Genomic DNA, 16851 nt, shown 5'->3' with positions numbered 1-16851 from the left:
GGCCGCTCGCCGCCCGCCTCCAGCATGAGTACGCGGGCCGCGCCGTCCTCCGACAGCCGGGCGGCGAGCACGCAGCCCGCCGTACCGCCGCCCACGACAACGTAGTCGTACGTGCCCGGTTCGTGGTCGTCCAGCGTGAATAGCACGAAATCGACGCTACGCCGGGCGGGGGCGGGCCGCACGTGTGAACCGGGTGGGCCGCACGTGTGAACCGGGTGGGCCGCACACGTGAACCGGGCGGGCCGCACTTGCCGGCCGACGGGGCCCCGACCCGCCCGAGCCCATGTACCGCTCAGGTCACTCCGTCGCCGTCTCCCGCCAGCGGTTCGTGATCGGCAGCCTGCGGTCCTTGCCGAAGCCCTTCGCCGAGATCTTCGTGCCCGGCGGGTACTGGCGCCGCTTGTACTCGGCGACATCCACCATCCGCAGTGTCTTCGTGACCATCTCGTCGTCGAAGCCCGCCTTCACGATCGCGTCCTTGCCCTGGTCGCGGTCGACGTACAGCTCCAGGATCTGGTCCAGCACGTCGTAGTCGGGCAGCGAGTCCGTGTCGACCTGGCCGGGGCGCAGCTCGGCGCTCGGCGGCTTGGCGATCGAGTTCTCCGGGATCGGCGGGGTCTGGCCGCGTTCCTCGGCGGCGCGGTTGCGCCAGCGCGCGAGCCGGAAGACCGACGTCTTGTAGACGTCCTTGATCGGGCCGTACGCGCCGACAGCGTCGCCGTACAGCGTCGAATACCCCACCGCCAGCTCGGACTTGTTGCCCGGCGCCAGCACGATCTGGCCCTCCTGGTTGGAGAGCGCCATCAGCATCGTGCCGCGCAGCCGCGCCTGGAGGTTCTCCTCGGCCAGCCCGGTCAGCTCCAGCGACGACATGTACGCGTCGAACATCGGCTCGATCGAGAACGTACGGAAGTTGAGGCCGGTACGCCGGGCCAGATCCGCCGCGTCGTCCCGTGAGTGGTCCGAGGAGTACTTGGACGGCATCGAGACGCCGTACACGTTCGCCGCGCCGAGCGCGTCGCACGCGATGGCGGCGCAGAGCGCGGAGTCGATGCCGCCGGAGAGCCCGATCAGGACGGACCGGAAGCCGTTCTTCGCGGCGTACGCGCGCAGGCCCACGACCAGCGCCGAGTACACCTCCTCGTCGTCCTCGAGACGGTCGGCGTAGCCGCCGGCCACCTCGGGCTCGTACGAGGGCAGCGGCTCCTCGGACAGGACGACGCGCTCGATCAGCAGCCCGTCGTCGACGACGCCGGTGGCCGGCTCGGCCGCCGCGGCGGGCAGGTCGAGGTCGAGGACCACACAGCCCTCGGAGAACTGCGGCGCGCGGGCGACGACCTCGCCCCCCTTGTCGACGACGATCGAGTCGCCGTCGAAGACCAGCTCGTCCTGGCCGCCGATCGAAGCGAGATACGCGGTGGTGCAGCCGGCCTCCCTGGCCCGCCTGCGCACCAGGTCGAGCCGGGTGTCGTCCTTGGCCTTCTCGTACGGTGAGGCGTTGATGGAGATCAACAGCCCGGCCCCGGCGGATTTGGCCGCCGGCACCCGGCCGCCGTCCTGCCAGAGGTCCTCGCAGATCGCGAGGGCGACATCGACGCCGTGGACGCGTACGACAGGCATGGTGTGGCCCGGCACGAAGTACCGGAACTCGTCGAAGACGCCGTAGTTGGGCAGGTGGTGCTTGGCGAAGTTCAGCACGACCGAACCGCGGTGCAGCACGGCGGCGGCGTTCTGCGGGGCGCCCGCCGGCTGCCCGTACCGGGGCTGGGCCTTCTCGGAGCGGTCGAGGTAGCCGACGATCACCGGCAGCTCGCCGAAGCCCTCCGCTTCGAGGCGCGCCGCGAGCGCGCGCAGGGCGTCGCGGGAGGCCTGGACGAAGGACGACCTGAGGGCCAGATCCTCGACGGGGTAGCCGGTCAGCACCATCTCGGGGAACGCGACGAGGTGCGCTCCCTGATCGGCGGCGTGCCGGGTCCAGTGCACGATCGCCTCGGCGTTGGCGGTGAGATCACCGACGGTCGAGTCGATCTGATTCAGAGCGAGGCGTAGTTGAGGCACGTCCTCCAGTGTAATCGTCTGACTGACACAATGGGAGGAGCCGCCGGGACCGGCCGACGGGCGCCGTTATGCGCGGATATACGCCGGACACCCGTCGGCGCCGTCAGCCGGGATCGTCAGCAGGGGGCGTCTCCCCGTGGCCGGTGGCCGGGGCCGACGGCACGGGGCCGATGCCCCGCCGGGTTCAGCGGTCCGCGTAGATCTGCTCCGCCCACATGGCGAGCTGCGCGTGGTCGAGATGGCGCGCCAGGTCGGCCTCACTGATCATCCCGACGAGGTGCTTGTCCTCCATCACCGGGATCCGGCGGATCCGGTGGCTCTGCATCTCCCGCAGCACCTCGCCGACCTCGGCGTTCGAGTCGATCCAGCGCGGCGTGCCCTGCACCATCTCACCTGCGGTGACCTGCGCCGGATCGTGGCCCATGGCCACACAGCGAATGACGATGTCGCGGTCGGTGATGATGCCGATCAGCCGCTCCTCGCTGTCGGCGATGGGCAGCGCCCCCACATCCAGGTTCCGCATGAGCTGCGCGGCGCGGTCGAGGGTCTCGTGTGCGGGGATCCAGTGCGCCCCCGGGTGCATCATGTCCTTGGCAGTGGTCATCAGGCTCATACCTCCCGCGTACGGTCTCCGCCCCGAGCCACCACCCATCGTGACGAGGCTGTTCGGGTGACGCGACCGCTGTCGGCCGAACGGGTGAAGCGGGTGAAGCGGGCGGGGCGGCCAGGGTGGGCGGGAGCACGGCGTCCCCGCCGACTCGCGCCGTTCCCCGCCCGCCCCGCCCGTCCCCGTACCGCTTCCAGGCCTCAGGCGACCCGCGGCTTCGCGCCCCGCTCCTTCAGCAGGTCGGCCATCTGCGCGATCTCGGACTCCTGGGAGACGACCATCCCCTTGGCGAGCTCCCGCTCCGTGCCGGGTGCGCACTGCCTCGCGCACGCCCCCGCCATCATCACGCCGCCCTTGTGGTGGTCGGTCATGAGCTGGAGGTAGAGGATCTCGGCCTGCTTGCCGCGCGCCTTCCGCAACTGGTCCAGCTCCGCGCTGGTGGCCATGCCCGGCATGAGCGCGCCGTCGTGCGCCTGGTACATCGCGTGACCCGGACCCATCTGCTCGTCCATCGGCATCCAGGCCATCGGCGCCTGGTCCGCCTCCGTCTTGGGCAGTCCCCACATGTCGAGCCAGCCCATCAGCATCCCGCGCTGGTTCGCCTGGGTGTTGGCAATGTCGTACGCGAGCCGGCGCACCTCCTCGTCGTCCGTGCTGTCCCGCACGATGAAGGACATCTCGACGGCCTGCTGGTGGTGGACCGCCATGTCACGGGCGAAACCCGCGTCCGGGGAGGTCGCCGACGGGGTACTCGCGGTGGCGGCGCCGCCGTCGCGGCCGGCCGCTATCACGGTGGCCGTACCGGCGAAGAGCAGCGCCAGCACGACGGCGGAGATCGCGGCCCAGCTCGTACGGCTCACTGGGGGGCGTCCATTCCACCGGTGCACGCCGCGCCCGGCTCAGGCGTCTGCGGGCCCTGCACGTACCTGGTGAAGAACTGGTTCACCCGCGGGTCGTCGGCGGTCTTCACGCTGAGCTGCTTGCCCCAGGCGCTGAGCATGATCGTGCCGGCCTGGTCCTTGTAGGGGCTCATCAGCGAGTACGAGGTCTTCTTGACCTTGTCGCTGAGGGTCTTCACATCGGCGGCGGACGCCTTGTCGTTGTACGTGACCCAGACCGCGCCGTGCTCCAGCGCGTGCACCGCGTTCATGTCGGGGATCGCGTCCTTGTAGACGTCCCGGTCGCAGTTCATCCAGACCTGGTTGTGGTCGCCGCCCACCGGCGGCTTCATGGGGTACTTGACCTGCTCGGTGACGTGGTTCCGGCCGAGCTTGGCGGCGTCCCAGTCCTTCTCGCCCTTGATGGGCGCGTCGGCGGCCGCCTTCTGGTCCGACTTCTTGTTGAGCGCGTAGGCGCCGAACCCGACGAGGCCGAGTACGACGACGGCGCTCACGGCGATGGTGAGGATGCGATTGCGCCGCTCGCTGGCGTGCTGGGCGCGCCGCATCTCCTCTATTCGGGCTTTTCGTTCGGCTGACGGGGACTTGGACTTCTGGGCCATGGTGTGTCCTTCTGCGAATAACTGGCGGGAACCGCGGATCGGGACGACGACGTGGGTGACGACGACGTGGGGGACGACGACGTGGGGGATGTCGCCCGTCCTAGGTCCGGAGCACCTGAAGGACATGGAGGTCCGGGGCGCGGGCCCGCGTGCCCGGCCTGAGCACCCGGCCGCGCGCGTGGGCGTGTTCGAGGCGCGGGGGGCCGCTGTCGGCGGCGAGCGGCGCGGTGGGCGGGTGGACGGTGAGTACGGCCGTACTCACCCGCGAGAAGAGCGCGCAGTGGCCCCGGTCGTACGGGCAGTCGTACCGCGCGTCCGCCGCGCCCGCGAGCGAGATCACCGTTCCGCCGGCCGGCGGGGCGGGGTCGTCCATCGCCGTACAGATGAAGAGCGCGGCCAGCAGCGTCGCCATGGCGCTCAGCAGCGCCATGGAACGCGTGATGCCTGTGCGGCGCAGGCGGCGCGGTCCCCCCATGGGCGCCGATGGTAGCCGTATGACCCGGACGGCAGCAGTAGGGGACGCCGGGCGGGGCCGGATCGCGCCGTACGGACCTGGTACAGCCGCATACAAGCCGGGCGCGGGCACGGTACAAAGAGGCATGGCCGAGTATGCAGAGCCGACTCCGGACGACGAGGTCGACGTGGACGCGGTGACCGGGGCGGTGCTCGCGGCGTCACGGCTGCTGGTCTCCGTGTCCGTACGCTCCCTGGGGTCCGTCGCCGACCGGGTGACCCTGCCGCAGTTCCGGCTCCTGGTGGTGCTCGCCACCCATGGCGACGCCAAGCTGGTGGAGTTGGCCGAGCGGCTCGGGGTGAACCCGTCGACCGCGATGCGGATGCTGGACCGGCTCATCGCCGCGGGCCTGGCCGACCGGCAGAGCAACCCCGACAACAGACGCGAGACGATGCTGCGGCTGACGCCGGAGGGCCGGAGCGTGGTCGAGGACGTCACGGCGGCGCGCCGCCGCGAGATCACGGCGATCGTGGAGCGGCTGACCCCGGGACAGCGGTCGGCGCTGGTCGGCGCGCTGACGGCGTTCACGGAGGCGGGCGGGGAGCCGGCGGCGCCCGGCGAGGAGGCGGAGCTGTACGCGGGGCGGGGGTGACGGGAACGGCCCTGCCACCCGTACGGGCGGCAGGGCCGAGCATGTCGTACGAAGCGGCGCCGAGGCCAGGGGCGCCAGAGGTCAGGGGCGCCCGAGGGCAGAGGCGCCAGAGGTCAGGAACGGACCGTGGCCGACCCGCCCGGCTCGATGGTGCCACCCTTCTTCCGGCTGGCGACGATCAGGATCGACCGCCCCTCCGGGTACGAGAGGTCACAGGTCTTCGAGTGCCCGGCACCCGCGGTGACCCTGCACACGGCCACCACGTTCGGGACCTTCGTGTCCGCCGCTGTGACCCCGAAGGAGTAACCGTCGGCCTTCGTGTCGGTGACCTTTATCAGCTCGCCGTTGGCGCTCCAGGACACCGATCCGCCGGTCCAGGTCGCTGCCCGGGCCGGTGCCGTACCCAGCATGCTGAGCGCGGCGCCTGTGGTCACCAGGCCCGCGACGCAGGACGCGCGGAACTTGCTGCTCTTCATCTTTCGTTCCTCCCGTTCACACCCGGAGGACTCTTACCCCCCGGATGCGCGGGAGCTCAACAATCGCGATCAGCGCGATCGACGCTGCCCGGCAGTTCCGTGCCCCCCGCTCCAGCAGGCACTATGGGCGAGGGGCCGTGCATCCACCCGGTACGAAGCATCGGACCGGGGTTCGCAACGCGCCGGAAATCGTGTGGTGGGATGCTCGTGTGCCCAGCGTGTTCCGCGGCATGGGAGCAGGTGGCCTGACCAGCAAGGATGGGTAGGACAGGATTATGGACAAGCAGCAGGAATTTGTGCTCCGTACGCTTGAGGAACGCGATATCCGCTTCGTACGGCTGTGGTTCACCGACGTGCTCGGCTTCCTGAAGTCGGTCGCCGTCGCGCCCGCCGAACTTGAGCAGGCTTTCGACGAGGGCATGGGCTTCGACGGCTCGGCCATCGAGGGCTTCGCCAGGGTGTACGAGTCCGACATGATCGCCAAGCCGGACCCCGGTACGTTCCAGATCCTGCCGTGGCGCGCCGAGGCCCCGGGAACGGCCCGGATGTTCTGCGACATCCTGATGCCGGACGGCTCGCCGTCCTTCGCCGACCCGCGCTATGTCCTCAAGCGGATGCTCGCCAAGTGCTCGGACCTGGGGTTCACCTTCTACACCCACCCCGAGATCGAGTTCTTCCTGCTGAAGGACAAGCCGCTCGACGGCAGCGTCCCCACCCCGGCCGACAACTCCGGCTACTTCGACCACACTCCGCAGAACGTCGGCATGGACTTCCGCCGCCAGGCGATCACCATGCTCGAATCCATGGGAATCTCCGTGGAGTTCAGCCACCACGAGGGCGCCCCCGGCCAGCAGGAGATCGACCTGCGGTACGCGGACGCGCTCTCGACCGCCGACAACATCATGACGTTCCGCCTGGTCATGAAGCAGGTCGCGCTGGAGCAGGGCGTGCAGGCCACCTTCATGCCCAAGCCGTTCTCGGAGTACCCCGGTTCGGGCATGCACACCCACCTCTCCCTCTTCGAGGGCGACCGCAACGCGTTCTACGAGTCGGGCGCCGAGTACCAACTCTCCAAGGTCGGCCGCTCGTTCATCGCCGGGCTGCTCAAGCACGCCGCGGACATCTCGGCGGTCACCAACCAGTGGGTCAACTCGTACAAGCGCATCTGGGGCGGCTCCACCCGCACGGCGGGCTCGGGCGGCGAGGCCCCCTCGTACATCTGCTGGGGCCACAACAACCGCTCGGCGCTGATCCGCGTCCCGATGTACAAGCCGGGCAAGACGGGCTCGGCGCGCGTCGAGGTCCGCTCCATCGACTCGGGCGCCAACCCGTACCTGTCGTACGCGGTCCTGCTCGCGGCCGGCCTCAAGGGCATCGACGAGGGCTACGAACTCCCGGCGGGCGCCGACGACGACGTATGGGCCCTCTCCGACGCCGAACGCCGCGCGATGGGCATCGAACCGCTCCCGCAGAACCTCGGTGAGGCGATCTCCTTGATGGAGCGCAGCGAACTGGTCGCCGAGACCCTGGGCGAGCACGTCTTCGACTTCTTCCTCCGCAACAAGAAGCAGGAGTGGGAGGAGTACCGCAGCGAGGTCACGGCCTTCGAACTGCGGAAAAACCTCCCGGTGTTGTGACAACCGCAGGCTGACGAGGGTATCCCGGCAGAACTTCCATGGGGCCGACGGTAAACGAACCGTCGGCCCCTGGCTTCGGGTAACCCAAAAGACTGCCATTTCCATGTTTCATCTTCGACATGGCGTGTCAACAGGGAAAATCGTGTCCCAACGGCATCGCGGCGCTGAGGAGTTGAACGCGTGAGCGAATTGGGAACGGCGGAACTGGCGGCGGACGTCGCGGACGACACGGAAGAAATCGAGGAGCCCGAAGACGGGGCCGCGTACTTCGGCAGAGAGGTCATGTATGCCCGCAAGCACAAGGGGCTCTCGCAGCAGGAACTGGCAGATGCCGCACGCTTCGAACGCACCTACGTGACGCGGGTGGAGGGAGGCTCGCGGTTCGCTTCCCTCAGGTTCGCCGAGGTGTGTGACCAGGTGTTCGGCACACCTGGGTCGTTCGTCCGGTTGCGGCACAGGGTCAGCGAACGCGGCCACGCGGGCTGGTTCATCCCGTACATGAAACTGGAGAGCGAGGCGTCGGTCATCAGTGACTACTCCAACTCCTTCGTCATGGGCATGCTTCAGACCCCGGAGTACGCGGAAGCCGTCTTCCGCGCCGCCCATCCGCGCGAGAGCGATACGCAGATCAGGGGCCGCGTGGAGGCTCGGATGCGGCGCCGTGAACTCATGGAGCGGGACAAGCCTCCGCTGTTGTGGGTCATCCTGTCGGAGTGGGTGCTACGGCAGGAGGTCGGGAGCCCGTCAGTCATGGTGGGCCAGCTTCAGCACCTGCTTGCCGCAGCAACAAATCCTCACATCACCTTGCAAGTTCTGCCCTTCACCGCCGGTGCCCCCGCCTCCGGCCTGTCGTTTATTCTCCTTACGCAGGACGCTGGGGACATGGTCCTGTACTCGGAGACAACGGGACACGGGCAGGTGAACGACTCTCCGGCGGCAGTGCGTTCGTGGTCGGCCACGTACGAGCGGTTGCGCGCGGCGGCAGAACCGGAGGTCCGGTCCCTGCGACTGATCCACTCGATCATGGAGGAACACGCGAAATGAGCATCACTTCGGGCCCGCTCGCCATGCGGTGGGTCAAGAGCAGCTACAGCGATGGTCAAGGTGGGAACTGCGTGGAATGGTCGCCCTCGTACGCCTCCGCCCATGGTGTGGTGCCGGTCCGTGACAGCAAGAACCCCTGTGGTCCGGTTCTCATGCTCACCTCCCAGGGCTTCGCGGGCTTGGTCGCCCTTGCCCGAAGGGGCGCCTAGTCAGCTCGGCGCGACATCTGATCACGGCCGCCCCGGGGCATTCGGCTCAGGGGCGGCCGTTCGCGTGGGCTACTCCGGGGGTTCGGCCTCCAGGTAGGTGCCGATGTGGCGGAAGCCGAGTTTGGCGTAGATGCGGGCGACTGTTGCGTCCGTGGCGCCCAGGAAGACGGTGTGGGCGCCCGATTCGCGGGCTCGTACCACCAGGGCCGCCGTTACGGCGAGCGCCAGGCCCTGGCGTCTGGCGGCCGGGAGGGTGCCCACGGCGCACACCTCCGTCACGCCCTCCACGATTCCGGGGAAGAGTCCCGAGCTGAGGGCGGCGCCGTTCCGTACGGCCGCCACGAGGGTGGTGCGGCCCGCTCGGACGCGGTCCGCCGTTCGCGTGATCTCGGCCGTGAGGGTGCCGACCCGCTCGGCCAGTTCGGCGGTGCCCGCCTCGCCCACGTGCGTGCCGATCTCGGCGAAGGCCAGATGGGGGGCGGCGACCGCACTCGGCAGATGGGAGTCGTCCGCTGTCAGAGTCCGAACTGATACGTCTTCAGGTACGTTGCCCGCAAAGGCGGTCGGGGTCGGCGCGACCGCCGGGAGTACCAGCAGCGGGCGCTCCGTGACCTTCAGTCCGGCGTCCTCGGCCGCCGTGCGCAGCGCGGGCGCCGACGAGTCGACCCACTCGAAGCTCGGGGCCACCCCGAGGGCGCGCTGACGCGCCAGGACCGCCTCGACATCGGCGGTGGTCACCCGCCGCCCGCCCCGCTCGGACCAGCCGCGCGTGGGCTGTGCGTGCAGCGCGGGGCCCGCGCTCCCGCGTACGAACAGGGTCAGCGGGCCGAAGTCCTCCGCGCGCCCGTCCCGGCGGGGCAGGCCGTCCAGGTAGCGGTCGATGTGGTCGAGCAGAGCGGCGGTCGTCCCGCTGGTGGCTGAGTTCACCCGGGCACCCAACCACTCGGGCCGCCGGGGGGCCACCGAATTCCGGGGCCGCTGCCGGTGGTTGACATCGGCGGTCTCGCGATTTAGCTTTTGAAGCAAAGATGCTTTGTTTCCAAAGGTTAAATTCGGCAGAAGCGAACAGGAGCGACATGACCATCCTTGTCACCGGTGCCCGGGGCGCCATCGGCCGCCGTGTCATCGCCGAACTGGCCCGAAGGGGCCACGACGTACGCGGATCGGCCCGGAACTCGGCCTCGGCGGAGCTGCCCCCGGGAGTCGAGGCGGTCACCCTGGACCTCACCGACCCCGTCGCTGACAGCGAGCGCGCGCGAGGCGCTGCGGGGCGTCGAGACGGTGTTCCTCTATCCCGTACGCGGCGCGGTCGACGGCTTCCTCGCCGCCGCCCGCGCCGCGGACGTCGAGCACATCGTGCTGCTCTCCTCGCCCGGTTCCTACGAACCTCGCGAGTACAAGACCCTCATCGGGCAGGTCCACCGCGCCATGGAACAGTCCCTGGAACGCTCGGGCCTGCCGCACACCGTGCTCTACCCGAGCTGGCTCGCCGGCAACGCGCTCCGGGACTGGGGCGAGCAGGTCCGTACCTCGGAACGTGTCGATCTCGCCTTCCCCGACGCGCAGTTCACCCCCATCCACCCCGACGACATCGCCGAAGTGGCCGCCGATCTGCTGACCCGTGACACACACCGGGGCAGGATGCAGATCCTCACGGGGCCGGAGTCGATGCGGCTGCGCGACGTCGTCACCGCGCTCGGCGAGGAGATCGGCAGGACGCTCACGGTCGGCGAACTCACCCCCGAACAGGCCCTGGAGCGACGCGAGTCCTGGATGCCGGAGCCGGTTCTGCGGGCGCTGCTGGACACCTCAGCCGCCGCTGTCGGGGTGCCGACGCCCGTCAACAACTCCGTGCTGCGGATCACCGGGCACCGCGCCCGTACGTTCCGCGCGTGGGCCCGTACGCACCGCGCCGACTTCCTGCCGGACCCGGTGCCGGAGTCGCAGCCGACACCGTAATCCCCGCCCTCACGCGCTCCGTTCGGCCACCGACGCGTCCTCGTCGTCCCACGCGCCGTCCGCGCCGAAGGCGACCACGCCGTCCACCTCGTCCATGCCGTCCGTCTCCTCCATCCCGTCGAGCGACCGCTCCGCCCGCACCGGGATCTCGACCTCCGCCCATGTCACCTTGCCGTCCCGCGTGAAGCGGCACCCCCACCGGTGCGACAGCTCGGCGACCATCAGCAGTCCCCGGCCCGACTCCTCGGTCACCCGCGCGTGACGCAGTCTCGGCAGCCTGCTGTCGGCGTCGTACACCTCGCACACCAGCGACTTGTGCCGGATCAGCCGGAGCCGGACCGGGCCCGTCGCGTGGCTGACCGCGTTGGTGACGAGTTCGCTGATGATCAGCTCCACATTCCTGCACAGATGGCCGAGGCCCCACGCGGACAACTGCTTCACGGCCAGCGAGCGCGCGGTGCGGATCGCCATCGGCTCGTCGGGCAGGTCGTAGCTCATCACCTGGTCAGGACCGAGGACGTGGGTACGGGCGAGCAGCAGCGCGGCGTCGTCCTCGAACTTCGACTGGGCGAGGGTCGCTTCGACGACGTCGCCGCACAGCTCCTCCAGTTCGGTGCCGGGCCGCGCGAGCGCCGACGCCAGGACGTGCAGGCCCACATCGATGTCGTCGTGCCGTGTCTCGACCAGACCATCGGTGTACATGGCGATCAGGCTTCCCTCGGGCAGCTCGAACTCGGCGGACTCGTACGACGCGAGGCCGTAGCCGATCGGCGCCCCCGCCGGGATGTCCGGGAAGGTGACGCGCCCCTCCGGATCCACCAGCGCGGGCGGTGGGTGCCCGGCGCGCGCGACGGTGCAGATCCGGGTCACCGGGTCGTACACCGCGTACGCGCACGTCGCCCCGATGACCGGGGTCGGGAAGCCGTCCGAGCCGAGCTGCTCCTCCGACAGCCGGCCCGCCAGGTCGTCGAGATGGGCGAGGAGTTCGTCGGGGGCGAAGTCCAGGTCGGCGAGCGTGTGTACGGCGGTCCGCAGCCGTCCCATCGACGCCGCCGCGTTGATGCCGTGCCCGATGACGTCCCCGACGACCAGCGCGACCCGCGCGCCCGACAGGGGGATCACGTCGAACCAGTCACCGCCCACCCCCTCGTGCGAGTCCGTCGGCAGATAGCGGGACGCCACATCGAGCGCGCAGCCGCCCGACAGCCGGCGGGGCAGCAGATTGCGCTGGAGCGCGAGCGCCGCCGCGCGCTCGCGGGTGTAGCGCCGGGCGTTGTCCAGGTTCAGCGAGGCCCGCACGGCGAGTTCCTCGGCGAGGAGCAGATCGTCGCGGGTGAAGGGGGTGTTGTTGATCGTCCGTACGAACACCGCGATCCCGAGGACGGCGCCGCGCGCCTTCAGCGGGATGACCATCGCCGAGTGCATCCCGAACGCGCGGACGTTCTTGGCGCGCAGCGGGTCCTCGCTGAGCCAGCCGTCGGGGGCGACGTCCAGTACGGGTTCGAAGTGCGACTTCCCGGACTTCAGCACCGCGTACATCGGGGACGACGGGGGTACGTAGATCTCCTCCCCGCGCGCGTACGCCGCCTCGGGCACGCCCGGGTGGAGGGACGTCACGCCCAGCCGGCGGAAGATCGCGCCCTCGATGTCGTCGGACGCTGCCCGCTCGGGTGAGTTGTCGGAGAGCGGCACCGACTCGTCGAGTTCGACGGTGACGAAGTCGGCGAGCAGCGGGCAGCCCACCTCGGCCAGCTCCTGGGCCGTCTTCGCGATGTCCAGGGTGGTGCCGATGCGCCGGCCCGCCTCGCTCAGGACGGCGAGCCGGTCCCGCGCCCAGCTCTTGGTGATGTCGACGCCGATGGTGCAGATGCCCAGCGGGGTGCCGTCCTCCGCGTCGAAGCGGAAGAGGGACGAGGAGAAGACGCGTTCCTGGCGCCCGTCCGGCGAGCTCCAGACGAATTCGTGGTCGAGTACGGGCCCGCCGTCCTGAAGCACCTGCCGCATCACCGAGGCGACGTCGTCCGTGTCGAAGCCGGGCAGCGCCTCGTGGACGTTGTTGCCGATCCGGCGGTTGCCCAGCGGGCCCCTGCTGCGCTCGGCCGAGCTGTTCAGCCAGATGCAGGTCAGGTCGCGGTCCCAGACGGACAGCGCGATCGGTGCGCTGTCGAGCAGCGTGCGCATCACGGAGGCGCTGACGCCCGGACTGCTGTCCCCGCCCGACATGGCGCACACGGAGACGAACCAGGTCGAAGCGCCGTCCTCGCCGCGCAGCGGGACCGCCTCCACGCTGACGCGCAGCCGCGTGCCGTCGCGGTGCCGTACGTCCGTCATGCCCGTCCACGGCTTCCGCGTGCTGATCCTCCTCCGCCAGCGCGACTCGGCCGAGAGGCGCCGGGTGTCGGAGTCGCTCCGGCGCTCGGGCGCCAGCAGGCCGACGGCCGAGTGCCCGGTGACCTCGGAGGCCCGGTAGCCGAGCAGGTTCTCGGCTCCCTGCGACCAGCCGCTGATGACCGTGTTCTCGTCGATCATCATGAGGGCGCACTCGGTCAGCCCGAATACGGTCAGGCCGGGGAAGGGCTCAGGGCGGCGTGGCGGATGGATGACGGGTGCGGTCGTGCCGGACCCGACGGCGGGCGCGACACCGTCGGCTGTGACTCCCGGCGGGTAGCCGCCGGACGTGACTCCGTGCGAGTGGACCATGACCCAGCTACTTCCAGTCATACGGTTGCCTTGATAAAAAGCATCGCATAATCGGCCAACTTGTCTGGAATCATCGATATTGGTCTCGATACGTGGACCCTCCGCTCCACCCGGTGTGACTCTCCGGTCGCCCGGCGCGACACTCCGGACCCGTTTCCCGTCGCTCTCCGGACGCGCTCCGGCCGCTTTCCGGCCCCCGCGCAGCCCGTACGCGACGGCTCTTCCGCCGGCCACGGCGGCTACCCTCGGATCCGGACCTTGATCGGACAGGAGCGTGGCGATGTCGGTGCCGGTGCCCGGGCGCAGGAGCAGTACGTTCACCCGCCTGCTGCGGCACGGCTTCACGGACCCCTCGACCGCCGAGCGGTTCCTCGACGCGCCCGAGATGTCCGCCGTACGGTCGGATCCACTGCTCCTCGACGCGCTCGGCGCGACCGCCGACCCCGACCTCGCGCTGCGTTCGCTCGTCCGGCTGACCGAGGCGCAGCAGGACGGCGACCGGCGGATGCTGCTGGACACCCTCCTGACGGCGAAACCCCTGCGCGACCGGCTCCTCGGCGTGCTCGGGGCCTCGGAGGCGCTCGGCGACCACCTGGCCAGGCACCCGCAGGACTGGCAGGTCCTCGTCACCTACGAGTCCTCGGACCTGCACCCCGGCGTCGCCGACTTCGAACGCGGCCTCGCCGGCGCCACCGACCCCGTCTCGCTGCGCGTCGCCTACCGCCGCTGCCTGCTGGCGATCGCCGCCAGGGACGTCTGCGGTACGACCGACGTCGCCCAGACCGCCGCCGAACTCGCCGACCTGGCGACCGCCACCCTGCGCGCCGCGCTCACGATCGCCTCGGCGGCGGCGCCCGAGGACGCCGCCGCCTGCCGGCTCTCCGTCATCGCGATGGGCAAGTGCGGCGGACACGAGCTGAACTACGTGTCGGACGTGGACGTGATCTTCGTCGGCGCCACCCCGGAGGGAGGTGACGACGACTCCACCGACGAGAGCAGGCCCGCCATCGCGGCGGCCACCCGCCTCGCCTCCCATCTCATGCGGATCTGCTCGGAGGTCGATGTCGAGGGCACCATCTGGCCCGTCGACCCCAACCTGCGCCCCGAGGGCCGCAACGGGCCGCTCGTTCGCACCGTCGCCAGCCACCTCGCCTACTACGAACGCTGGGCCAAGACCTGGGAGTTCCAGGCGCTGCTCAAGGCCCGCCCGGTGGCGGGGGACCCGGAGCTGGGCGCGCGGTACATCGAAGGGGTCGCGCCGCTGGTGTGGCAGGCCTCCGAACGGGACCACTTCGTCCCCGACGTACAGAAGATGCGCCGCCGCGTCGTCGACAACATCCCTCCTGGGGAGATAGACCGTGAGCTGAAGCTCGGACCCGGCGGGCTGCGGGACGTCGAATTCGCCGTCCAGCTCCTCCAGTTGGTGCACGGCCGCAGCGACGCCTCGCTGCGCAGCGGCTCGACGCTCGAAGCACTCGCCGCGCTCGCCTCCGGCGGTTACGTGGGGCGCGCCGACGCGGCCGGGCTCGACGAGGCCTACCGCTTCCTGCGCTCGATGGAACACCGCATCCAGCTCTTCCGGCTGCGGCGCACGCACATGGTGCCCGAGGGCGAGGCCGACCTGCGCCGCCTCGGGCGCTCGCTCGGGCTGCGCGGCGACCCGGTCGCCGAGCTCAACCAGGCATGGAAACGCCACGCTTCGGTGGTGCGGCGGCTGCACGAGAAGCTGTTCTACCGGCCGTTGCTCGACGCCGTGGCCCAACTCGCGCCAGGCGAGGTCCGGTTGAGCACCAAGGCGGCGGGGCAGCGGCTCGGCGCCCTCGGCTACGCCGACCCGGTCGCCGCGCTCCGCCACCTGGAGGCGCTGTCGTCAGGAGTGAGCCGCAAGGCGGCCATCCAGCGCACCCTGCTGCCCGTACTCCTCGGCTGGTTCGCCGACTCGGCCGACCCGGACGCCGGACTGCTCGGCTTCCGCAAGGTGTCCGACGCGCTCGGCAGGACGCCCTGGTACCTGCGGCTGCTCCGCGACGAGGGGGCGGCGGCCGAGAACCTGGCGCGCGTGCTGTCGGCGGGGCGGTTCGCGCCCGACCTGCTGTTGCGCGCCCCCGAGGCGGTGTCGATGCTCGGCGACCCGAACGGTCTCGCCCCGCGCGCCCGCGAACCGCTGGAGCAGGAGGTGATCGCCGCCGTCGGCCGCGCCGAGACCGCCGAGGGCGCTGTCGGGTCCACCCGTGGCATGCGGCGCAGGGAGCTTTTCCGTACCACGGCCGCCGACATCATCGGCTCGTACGGTACGGAGGAGAGCCCCGCAGAGAAGGACCCCGGCGCACTCGTCGACCGGGTCGGCAACGCCCTCACCGACCTGAACGCGGCGACCCTGGCCGGCGCCCTGCGGGCCGGCGTACGCGCCCGCTGGGGCGACATACTCCCCACCCGGTTCGCCGTCATCGGCATGGGCCGCTTCGGCGGCCACGAACTCGCCTACAGCTCCGACGCCGACGTGCTGTTCGTCCATGAACCGCGCGAGGGCGTCGACGAGCACGAAGCGGCACGGGCCGCCACCGCCGTGGTCTCCGAGATGCGCAGGCTTCTCGAAGTGCCCAGCTCGGAGCCGCCGTTGATGATCGACGCCGACCTGCGCCCGGAAGGCAAGAGCGGCCCGGTGGTCCGTACGCTCGCCTCCTACGCCGCGTACTACCGGCGCTGGTCGCTCGTCTGGGAGAGCCAGGCACTGCTGCGCGCCGAGCCCATGGCGGGCGACGCCGATCTGGGGCGCCGCTTCATCGAACTCGTCGATCCGCTGCGGTATCCGGAAGGCGGTGTCAGCGACGAGTCCGTACGGGAGATCCGCCGCCTCAAGGCCCGGATGGAGACCGAGCGGCTGCCGCGCGGCGCCGACCCGACCCTGCACACCAAACTGGGCCGGGGCGGCCTGTCCGACGTCGAGTGGACCGTACAGCTTCTCCAGATGCGGCACGGCTGGTCCCACCCCGGGCTGCGCACGACCCGCACCAGGGGGGCGCTCGCCGCGGCCGCCGAGGCCGGCCTGATCTCCGCAGAGGACGCGGCGACGCTGGACGAGGCCTGGGTCCTGGCGACCCGGGTCAGGAACGGCGTGATGCTCGTACGCGGCCGCAGCGGCGACACCTTCCCGTCCGACGGACGGGAACTGGGAGCGATGGGCCGTTATCTGGGCTACGGCCCCGGGCACGTCGGCGACATGCTGGACGACTACCGCCGTACGACCCGCAGGGCGCGCGGGGTCGTGGAGGAGCTGTTCTACGGCACCACGTGAGCGCCGCCGCGCGTCTCTCCCGGACGGGCGGCGCGCCGAGGTGAAGCGGGGGTACGGGTGGGGGAGGCCGGGGCGCGGCTGGGCGTGGCGGGCGTGCGCGGAGTCGCCGCGGAGGTGTGGGCGGGCGAAGCGCCCCCGCCGCGGGAATCGCCGCCGCGAGAATCGCCGCCGCGGGAAGGGGAGGAACCCCCGCCGTCGGCAGGCCGAGAACCTCCGTCGCGCACCCGCGTGGCGCCCCCGCCCCCGTGCCCGGACGAGG

Annotated in this window: 14 protein-coding genes and 1 pseudogene; 7 read left to right on the top strand and 8 right to left on the bottom strand. The window is 70.6% G+C overall.

Translation table 11 applies throughout. The annotated features are described in order from the left end of the window. Positions 1 to 297 precede the first annotated feature (297 nt). The 5 genes from QR77_RS09740 to QR77_RS09720 form a co-directional block, all read right to left on the bottom strand. Positions 298 to 2058 carry an NAD+ synthase gene (locus QR77_RS09740; RefSeq protein WP_040021009.1) on the bottom strand — a complete coding sequence of 587 codons (1761 nt, stop codon included), beginning with the start codon at positions 2056 to 2058 and terminating at the stop codon, positions 298 to 300. A gap of 184 nt (positions 2059 to 2242) precedes the next feature. After that, a complete protein-coding gene (locus QR77_RS09735; RefSeq protein WP_040027617.1) occupies positions 2243 to 2662 on the bottom strand; it encodes a CBS domain-containing protein in 420 nt (139 codons plus the stop codon). Positions 2663 to 2865: 203 nt separating this feature from the next. Then, a complete protein-coding gene (locus tag QR77_RS09730) occupies positions 2866 to 3525 on the bottom strand; it encodes a DUF305 domain-containing protein (protein WP_052488638.1) in 660 nt (219 codons plus the stop codon). Next, complete coding sequence (locus QR77_RS09725; RefSeq protein ID WP_040021005.1) at positions 3522 to 4166, bottom strand: DUF3105 domain-containing protein; 645 nt, start codon at positions 4164 to 4166, stop codon at positions 3522 to 3524. Before QR77_RS09725 ends, QR77_RS09730 begins: the two co-directional genes overlap by 4 nt. A 100-nt stretch (positions 4167 to 4266) precedes the next feature. Continuing rightward, on the bottom strand, positions 4267 to 4641 hold the full coding sequence (locus QR77_RS09720; RefSeq protein ID WP_040021003.1) for a hypothetical protein: 375 nt from the start codon (positions 4639 to 4641) through the stop codon (positions 4267 to 4269). A gap of 124 nt (positions 4642 to 4765) precedes the next feature. Here QR77_RS09720 and QR77_RS09715 point away from each other — a divergent pair, with 124 nt between their 5' ends. Beyond that, positions 4766 to 5272, top strand: coding sequence for a MarR family transcriptional regulator (locus QR77_RS09715; protein ID WP_040021001.1), 507 nt, complete (start codon positions 4766 to 4768; stop codon positions 5270 to 5272). A 113-nt stretch (positions 5273 to 5385) separates the two neighbouring features. Here QR77_RS09715 and QR77_RS09710 read toward each other — a convergent pair whose 3' ends face one another. Continuing rightward, a complete protein-coding gene (locus tag QR77_RS09710; protein ID WP_040021000.1) occupies positions 5386 to 5748 on the bottom strand; it encodes a hypothetical protein in 363 nt (120 codons plus the stop codon). A gap of 275 nt (positions 5749 to 6023) precedes the next feature. Here QR77_RS09710 and QR77_RS09705 point away from each other — a divergent pair, with 275 nt between their 5' ends. The 3 genes from QR77_RS09705 (at position 6024) to QR77_RS09695 (ending at position 8638) form a co-directional block, all read left to right on the top strand. Next, the gene (locus tag QR77_RS09705; protein WP_040020998.1) at positions 6024 to 7385 is read left to right on the top strand and encodes a glutamine synthetase family protein; all 1362 of its coding nucleotides are present in this window, start codon (positions 6024 to 6026) and stop codon (positions 7383 to 7385) included. A 282-nt stretch (positions 7386 to 7667) separates the two neighbouring features. Further along, entirely contained in the window at positions 7668 to 8429 is a 762-nt protein-coding gene (locus QR77_RS09700) for a helix-turn-helix transcriptional regulator (protein ID WP_078877778.1), read from the top strand. Further along, positions 8426 to 8638, top strand: a complete 213-nt coding sequence (locus tag QR77_RS09695) for a DUF397 domain-containing protein (protein WP_040020992.1) — start codon at positions 8426 to 8428, stop codon at positions 8636 to 8638. The genes QR77_RS09700 and QR77_RS09695 overlap by 4 nt, the downstream gene beginning before the upstream one ends. Positions 8639 to 8707: 69 nt before the next feature. On the opposite strand, the gene QR77_RS09690 is transcribed toward QR77_RS09695, so the two are convergent. Further along, complete coding sequence (locus QR77_RS09690) at positions 8708 to 9565, bottom strand: GNAT family N-acetyltransferase (RefSeq protein ID WP_107068912.1); 858 nt, start codon at positions 9563 to 9565, stop codon at positions 8708 to 8710. A 101-nt stretch (positions 9566 to 9666) separates the two neighbouring features. Here QR77_RS09690 and QR77_RS48455 point away from each other — a divergent pair. Next, positions 9667 to 9819: pseudogene (locus tag QR77_RS48455) on the top strand (NAD-dependent epimerase/dehydratase family protein); the annotation flags it as partial. A gap of 100 nt (positions 9820 to 9919) precedes the next feature. Continuing rightward, positions 9920 to 10597 (top strand): NAD(P)H-binding protein, encoded by a 678-nt coding sequence (locus QR77_RS48450; RefSeq protein WP_236710577.1) that lies wholly within the window; start codon positions 9920 to 9922, stop codon positions 10595 to 10597. A gap of 9 nt (positions 10598 to 10606) precedes the next feature. On the opposite strand, the gene QR77_RS09680 is transcribed toward QR77_RS48450, so the two are convergent. After that, positions 10607 to 13318: a SpoIIE family protein phosphatase gene (locus QR77_RS09680; protein ID WP_236710576.1), complete on the bottom strand. Its 2712-nt coding sequence runs from the start codon at positions 13316 to 13318 to the stop codon at positions 10607 to 10609. A gap of 259 nt (positions 13319 to 13577) precedes the next feature. Between QR77_RS09680 and QR77_RS09675 the strand changes: the two genes are divergently transcribed. Beyond that, positions 13578 to 16592, top strand: coding sequence for a bifunctional [glutamine synthetase] adenylyltransferase/[glutamine synthetase]-adenylyl-L-tyrosine phosphorylase (locus QR77_RS09675; protein WP_173476287.1), 3015 nt, complete (start codon positions 13578 to 13580; stop codon positions 16590 to 16592). Positions 16593 to 16851: the final 259 nt, after the last annotated feature.

This window comes from Streptomyces sp. 150FB (genome assembly GCF_000818195.1).
Taxonomy (GTDB): Bacteria; Actinomycetota; Actinomycetes; order Streptomycetales; family Streptomycetaceae; genus Streptomyces.
Note: the sequence above shows the minus strand (reverse complement) of the source record. Positions and strands in the feature narration are given on the sequence as shown.